Consider the following 6,386-nt stretch of genomic DNA (forward strand, 5'->3'; position numbering starts at 1 on the left):
CCGATTAGGTAAATTACTGATGACTGAAGCTAAACGCGCCCTAATTACCGGCATCACCGGTCAAGATGGTTCCTATCTAAGCGAATTATTATTAGAAAAAGGCTATGAAGTCCACGGTATCATCCGTCGTACTTCAACTTTTAACACCGATCGCATCGATCATATCTACATTGACCCCCACCAGCCCGATGCTAAATTATTTCTTCATTATGGCGACCTCACCGACGGGACAACCCTGCGGCGTATCCTCGAACAAGTGCAACCGGTAGAAGTGTATAATTTAGGGGCCCAATCCCATGTGCGAGTTAGTTTTGATGCTCCAGAATACACCGTTGATGCTGTGGGGGTGGGAGTTTTAAGACTACTAGAAGCAATTCGGGATTACCAAAAAAGAACCGGCATCGAAGTGCGTTTCTATCAAGCAGGTTCCTCGGAAATGTTCGGGAAAGTCATGGAAGTTCCCCAAAAAGAAACCACGCCATTTTATCCTCGCAGTCCCTACGCTTGCGCCAAAGTTTACGGTCACTGGCAAACAATCAACTATCGGGAATCCTACGACTTATTTGCCTGTAACGGCATTTTATTTAACCATGAATCCCCCCGTCGGGGAGAAACTTTTGTCACGCGCAAAATTACCCGCGCCTTGGCCCGAATTATTGCCGGACAACAGAAAAAACTCTATCTAGGAAATCTCGATTCTAAACGGGATTGGGGTTATGCTAAGGATTATGTGCGGGCGATGTGGTTAATGTTACAACAGCAAGAACCGGATGATTATGTGGTGGCGACCAATGAAACCTATTCTATCCGGGAGTTTCTCGATATTTCTTTCCAATACGTTAATTTAAATTGGCAGGATTATGTGGAGTTTGATCAACGTTATTTGCGTCCAGCGGAAGTGGATTTATTGATAGGAGATTCTACAAAAGCCAGAGAGAAATTAGGCTGGCAGCCGTCCGTGACCTTCGAGGGACTGGTAAAATTAATGGTAGATGCGGATTTAGCGGCTTTGGGGATTAATCTTAATAACGGTGGTGATAGCGGACAGTTATTAAAAGATTTGGCTTATCTTCGCAATCGTTCCTTAATTGCCGTCGATTAACAAAGTCGGGTGGGTTAGGGAAGGGCAACCCACCCCCGTCTTGATCCATGGCCATTTTTACCTGACTTTTAGGAGTAAATCGGGTCTTTTTCCAGCAAACCTAGCAATTTTTGCATTTTAATCCAAGCCCTTCTCATTTGCCAGAATTTACTTTTTTCCATGGCGGCTATTTTACTCTCAGCTTTTTGTAATTCCTCGTCTCTTTCTCGATAATCTAATTGGGTTTTTTGCAAGTCTTGTTGCAATTCTTGTTCATGAATTTCTAATTGTTTAATTCGTTCTCTAGCCTGTTCCAACTGAGCGAATATATCAACTTTTAAGGTGACTAAAGCAGCAAAAATGGCTTGGATATTTTGGGAGTAAAGTTGGGGATGATTATAAAAAAGTTGGGTGTAGGAATAGATATAGTGTTCTGCGGTCATTGAGCGACTCATAGAATCAGCTTTTTGTCGATAGAAAAATAACACTTCTGGGATACGATAGACTTCTCGACCTAATTCGATCAGCGATAGCCAGAAATCGTGATCTTCCCAACCATAAATTAAATTGCTATTATATCCCCCCACAGTTTCCCAATCGGATTTCCGAAACAAACCGGAGCAAAATATCATATTATCTACTAATATATCGGGAAATTTATACTCAGGCAGCGGCCAAGTTCCTTGTCTATCCCCAAAATACTCCGCTTCGCAATAAACTATACCTAATTGCTGATTACTTTCTAGCAAAGTAACCGCTTTTTCTAGATAGGAATCGGCAATTTTATCATCGGCATCGAGAGGAAGAATATAAGTTCCTTGCGCTTGGGCAATTCCTAGATTTCTGGCTGTGGCAACCCCTTGATTTTCTGTGCGGATGATCCTAGTTTTTGGCTGTTGATAATTTTGTAAAACCTCGATGGTTTCTGGTTCTGTGGATCCATCATCAATGACAAGGATTTCAAGATTTTGGTATGTTTGCACTAAAACAGATGCGATCGCATGATCAAGATAGCGACCTTGATTATAGCAAGGAATAATCACGGAAACTTGAGGAGCATGACTCATTGGGGACAATTCTCTCCTACTCGAGCAAAAACTAGGTTATCAATAGCTTATCCCAAAAGTTCCCCTTTATCGTTTTTCTAAGTAAATAAAGTGTTGATATCCCCACTAGCAATTTCGGGATAGTAGGACATATTATGGATAAATTCTTAAATTATTGTGATTGCTGGACAAAATCACCCAATTGGGTGATCCCCGTGAGGGAAGCATCTCTTTTTAATAGAGGATAAGTTATTCAATAATCAGATTGTCATTATAAATGATCTTTAATCATGGAAGCTCATCAACAAAAACAACTCCGCACTTTCCTCTTGGAAAAATTAGCAATTTCCCCCCGTTCCCTCGATATGGCTGTGCGTCTCTGTGAAGCATCGGTGGGTTCTTTGCCGATGGTTTTATGGCAGTACGGTTTAATTGATTTGTCGCAATTGAATCAAGTTTTTGACTGGATGGAAACGGTATAATCGAGATCGATCTGGTCTAAAATACTAATTTATCGACTCGATCGCCTTTTTGCTTGTCATGATAGTAAGATAGGAAGGGACTTAATTAATCTGGCATAGGTTCTTGAGTTAGACATCGACTATATGGAACTCTTTGAGGGCTGGATAAAAGTTGAGATTTTCGTGACTGGGACGACTGAGTTTAATCAGGGCAAAACGTTGGAATGGTTGCAATTTTTGCCATTGTTCTAAACTAATTTCAATCTGTAATTCTCTAGCTTTTTCTCGGACTGTATCAGGAATCTGGCTATCATTTAGCCAAGGAGGATGGGGATCTATTGCTAGTTCTCCTGCGGGATTGCCAGTTTTTTCCGTGATTAATTTTTGTAGAAAATCTCGATAAATTGCAGCTTCTGCTGCCGTCGTACAAGCCATATTAACTAACACCATTCTTTCTGGTTGACTCAACTGCATCCAATGGGATAATTTTAATTTAACTCCACAGGTATCTAGTTTCATTCTCACGGCCATCGGTATGCAACGTAAGGAGTCAACAAATTCGGCTTCAAAGTCAAAAAAGGTGTTCATATTATTTCATTGATTTACTGAGGATAAATCTATAATACAGTGCTGGGGTATAATTGTTAGAAAAAATGTTATTTTGATTGAAGAAAATTGGCTCGATATTGATGACTCGATATGAGAATTTCTTCTAGTTCCTGCCATTTTTCTCCTGCAATATAGTCAATAATTTGATCAAGATTTTGACGATAATTTTTCAAGGATATCAATAAAGCTTGACGATTGTATTTAGCCATCATTAAACCTAATTCGGGATTGCCAGCACCGACGCGACTGGTATCGCGAAAACCAGAACTAGCTAAATTTTCCGCTAATTGGCGAATATTCGGATCTTGTTCTTTCCCACAAGCTTGGATTAAACTGGTACTAATCATTACTGGCAGATGGGAAATCCATGCCACGGCTCGATCGTGTTCTTCGGGGGAGGAATAATAAATTTTACAGCCTAATTGTCGTACTATTTCGGTTAAGATTTCCACGGCACAGTTAGGAGTAGATTCAAGGGGAGTAATCAGATATGGGGTATTGACAAATAAACCCGATTGTGCAGCATTAATTCCCTGTTCTGTTTTCCCAGCCATGGGATGACTACCGACAAAATTCGGCCATAATTGACTACAATTGTCCACAATTGCCCCTTTAACTGATCCCACATCGGTGACAATGGCTTCGGTTTTTAAATAGGGAGTTAATTTTTCCAAAGTTGGCACAATTAAATGTATGGGAGTACAAATAAAGATTAAATCGGCAGTGGCTAATAATTCTAAATTGATACTAGATTCATCTACCACTCCTTTTTGTACAGCGATATCACAAGTGGATGGTTGACGGGAAACGCCCAAAACCTTATAACCTTGTGCGCGGAAATCTAACCCCAAGGAACCACCAATTAAACCCAGTCCAATAATCCCAATATTCATTATTTTTACTCAAAGATAATTTCGTCTTCCAGTCGCCAAGCTGGATCAACAATGCACAGGAAAATTAAGGGTTCCTCTCCACAATTATGAATATATTGTTTAGCTAGAGGAGGTATATAAATGGCAGCACCGACAGTCACTAATTGCACTTCCTCATCGATGTGCATTTCCCCTTGTCCTTGCAGAATATAATAAACTTCCGCAGTTTTTAAAGCGTGGGGAGTAGAAGTTTCCCCCACATCTACCCATGCGTGGGCTAAACTATAACGTAGATTTAACGGCTGTTTATCGGGATGCAATAACTCACGCAATCGGGTATGATCACCGGCGATGAATTCCTCACATTCGAGCAGTTTTCTGATTAACATAGTAAAGTTAAACCTCGAAGATTGTTTTTATTTTATCATTGAGTGAAAAGCTAAAGACTAATAGCCGTTATCATAGAAATATTCAGCATCGCCAGAATTAACGAATGACTTGGTTAGAACATAGTGTACAGGTAGAAGTGGACGCGCCGATCGATCTGGTTTGGGAACTCTGGTCAGATTTAGAACAAATGCCCCACTGGATGAAATGGATCGAATCGGTGAAAATTCTAGAGGAGGAGCCAGAGCTTTCCCGTTGGAAGTTAGCCAGTGGTGGTCTAGAATTTACTTGGTTGTCACGGATAATGAAAATTGTCCCCCACCAGATGATTCAATGGGAATCCGTGGACGGGTTGCCTAACCGCGGGGCGATCCGTTTTTATGACCGTCATGGTAGGAGTATTGTGCGACTGACAGCAGCCTATGCTATACCGGGTTGGTTAGGAAAATTGATGGATAATCTTTTCCTCGGTCGAGTGGTGGAATCAACCCTGCAAGCTGATCTAGAGCGTTTTCGCCTTTATGCGCTCAATATTGTCAATAATACGCCGCCAAGGTGAGCTAATCATCCGCAGTTAGGGAATTTATTTTTTGTCCGATGGCTCTAGTCAGTCACCGACTAGGTAAAAGAACTTTAGTCCATTTTAATCGGCTGCATCTCATATTTGTGGCTCTCTCGTACTTGTAGTGATCAGCAGCAGTTATTAAAAGAGGGCGAATGCAATGCGCCCCTACCATAATATTATGGTAGGGGCGCATCGTGGTCAGTGAGTTTATTGAGATGCACCCTTTTTAATGGACTTTTCGTCTTGGCTATGAAATTGCTGACAACCGACTCCCTAAAAGGAAAACTTCCTAAGAATATCCCAAGCAAATTCCGCTATCATGGTTGAGGTATTTCTACTCGATTTTATAGAGATAGGCTTCTGGGGTTTCCAGAAGGGAAGTCATCGGGCGATAGGGGGAGTTTTGACGAGGGTAAAAATTGGAAATAAATCGTTCATTTGCATAGCCATTTTAAATTTCGGCTGTATGTAATAACTACCCGATGGGCAGGCATTGGTGATCATTAGCTCTCTTTTGGTCATAAAGGTATCGATATAATCATACTGACCATGCTCTTTTCTTTTGCCTTTCTTAGCTGGATCGCAAAGGGTTGAACCGACCGGAATCTGATTGATAATTTCCACTGTATCGGCCACGGATAGGAGTCTTTCGGAACCGTATTTACTAGCAAGATAACGTTGATTAAAATACAGATTAGTTGCGATAGAATAGCCGATGATAATTGCTAGAACTAGAGCGAGGATCCTGTGGAAAGTCTTAGTCAAGTTTAGATAGGCTAGGCTGGCGATCGCCAGAAGTATAGAAGCAAACCAGAGTAAGATTTTACGATGGGAATAAAAATGCTCATCAGGATAATTAGAGGAAGCGTAGATAAAAATTATCCAAGTAATCGCAAAAAAGCCGATCATTGTTTTATTGCCTCGATATTTTTTGATGACTATGTATAGAAAAATGCCGAAAAAAAATAGCCGAAACTACGACATTGAAAATCGATATATTGTCATTCAAAAAAACACTTGATTGCCTAGATAAACCATTTGACAAGGGTGATTAAGGGAAAACCGACTTTTTAAGTATTCTTGGCTTTTCTTAATGAAAAAGAGATAAACATGACACCATCTGCTATTGATTTACCGACAAAATCAACGATAATCACCTGGGAAAAACTGCCAGATGATTTTATTCTACCTGACGAACCTGTGGACAACAATTTGCAACCCCTATTAGCAGCAGCTTTACGCGAATCCCTAGAATTAGCAGGATTAATTCTAGAATCGATGCTAATTGCCTCTAATTTTGGCTTGTGTGCTACCGTTAAAACTCAAACTGTTGTCAAAGCGCCTGATTGGGTTTATATTCCCTCG

The 6,386-nt window shown here is 40.6% G+C and carries 8 protein-coding genes and 1 pseudogene; 4 read left to right on the plus strand and 5 right to left on the minus strand.

Going from position 1 to position 6,386, the window contains the following annotated elements; translation table 11 throughout:
• Positions 1 to 19 precede the first annotated feature (19 nt).
• Positions 20 to 1,102, plus strand: coding sequence for a GDP-mannose 4,6-dehydratase (gene gmd, locus PN470_RS17975; RefSeq protein ID WP_002737034.1), 1,083 nt, complete (start codon positions 20 to 22; stop codon positions 1,100 to 1,102).
• Between the two features lie 68 nt (positions 1,103 to 1,170).
• Here the strand turns inward: gmd and PN470_RS17980 are convergent, their stop codons facing one another.
• On the minus strand, positions 1,171 to 2,148 hold the full coding sequence (locus PN470_RS17980; protein ID WP_016516965.1) for a glycosyltransferase: 978 nt from the start codon (positions 2,146 to 2,148) through the stop codon (positions 1,171 to 1,173).
• A 269-nt stretch (positions 2,149 to 2,417) separates the two neighbouring features.
• Here PN470_RS17980 and PN470_RS17985 point away from each other — a divergent pair, with 269 nt between their 5' ends.
• Complete coding sequence (locus PN470_RS17985; protein ID WP_002738067.1) at positions 2,418 to 2,609, plus strand: DUF2949 domain-containing protein; 192 nt, start codon at positions 2,418 to 2,420, stop codon at positions 2,607 to 2,609.
• A 108-nt stretch (positions 2,610 to 2,717) separates the two neighbouring features.
• On the opposite strand, the gene PN470_RS17990 is transcribed toward PN470_RS17985, so the two are convergent.
• From PN470_RS17990 to PN470_RS18000, 3 genes are all read right to left on the minus strand, one after another.
• Positions 2,718 to 3,176, minus strand: coding sequence for a nitrate reductase associated protein (locus tag PN470_RS17990; RefSeq protein WP_002774321.1), 459 nt, complete (start codon positions 3,174 to 3,176; stop codon positions 2,718 to 2,720).
• Positions 3,177 to 3,244: 68 nt separating this feature from the next.
• On the minus strand, positions 3,245 to 4,090 hold the full coding sequence (locus PN470_RS17995; RefSeq protein WP_103113359.1) for a prephenate/arogenate dehydrogenase: 846 nt from the start codon (positions 4,088 to 4,090) through the stop codon (positions 3,245 to 3,247).
• Positions 4,091 to 4,095: 5 nt separating this feature from the next.
• On the minus strand, positions 4,096 to 4,458 hold the full coding sequence (locus tag PN470_RS18000; protein WP_002736559.1) for a cupin domain-containing protein: 363 nt from the start codon (positions 4,456 to 4,458) through the stop codon (positions 4,096 to 4,098).
• Between the two features lie 104 nt (positions 4,459 to 4,562).
• On the opposite strand from PN470_RS18000, the gene PN470_RS18005 reads away from it, so the two are divergent.
• Complete coding sequence (locus PN470_RS18005) at positions 4,563 to 5,015, plus strand: SRPBCC family protein (RefSeq protein ID WP_002774315.1); 453 nt, start codon at positions 4,563 to 4,565, stop codon at positions 5,013 to 5,015.
• Positions 5,016 to 5,402: 387 nt separating this feature from the next.
• On the opposite strand, the gene PN470_RS18010 is transcribed toward PN470_RS18005, so the two are convergent.
• Entirely contained in the window at positions 5,403 to 5,930 is a 528-nt protein-coding gene (locus PN470_RS18010) for a hypothetical protein (protein WP_002774313.1), read from the minus strand.
• 201 nt (positions 5,931 to 6,131) lie between these two features.
• Here PN470_RS18010 and PN470_RS18015 point away from each other — a divergent pair.
• Positions 6,132 to 6,386, plus strand: a pseudogene (locus PN470_RS18015) (hypothetical protein); the annotation flags it as partial.

This window comes from Microcystis sp. CS-574, from assembly GCF_028329095.1.
Classification (GTDB): Bacteria; Cyanobacteriota; Cyanobacteriia; order Cyanobacteriales; family Microcystaceae; genus Microcystis; species Microcystis ichthyoblabe_A.

Bases quoted from the DNA above. Each gene is read 5' to 3' on its own strand.
- gmd (WP_002737034.1), top strand. From the start codon at position 20: ATGACTGAAGCTAAACGCGCCCTAATTACCGGCATCACCGGTCAAGAT.
- PN470_RS17980 (WP_016516965.1), bottom strand. From the start codon at position 2,148: ATGAGTCATGCTCCTCAAGTTTCCGTGATTATTCCTTGCTATAATCAA.
- PN470_RS17985 (WP_002738067.1), top strand. From the start codon at position 2,418: ATGGAAGCTCATCAACAAAAACAACTCCGCACTTTCCTCTTGGAAAAA.
- PN470_RS17990 (WP_002774321.1), bottom strand. From the start codon at position 3,176: ATGAACACCTTTTTTGACTTTGAAGCCGAATTTGTTGACTCCTTACGT.
- PN470_RS17995 (WP_103113359.1), bottom strand. From the start codon at position 4,090: ATGAATATTGGGATTATTGGACTGGGTTTAATTGGTGGTTCCTTGGGG.
- PN470_RS18000 (WP_002736559.1), bottom strand. From the start codon at position 4,458: ATGTTAATCAGAAAACTGCTCGAATGTGAGGAATTCATCGCCGGTGAT.
- PN470_RS18005 (WP_002774315.1), top strand. From the start codon at position 4,563: ATGACTTGGTTAGAACATAGTGTACAGGTAGAAGTGGACGCGCCGATC.
- PN470_RS18010 (WP_002774313.1), bottom strand. From the start codon at position 5,930: ATGATCGGCTTTTTTGCGATTACTTGGATAATTTTTATCTACGCTTCC.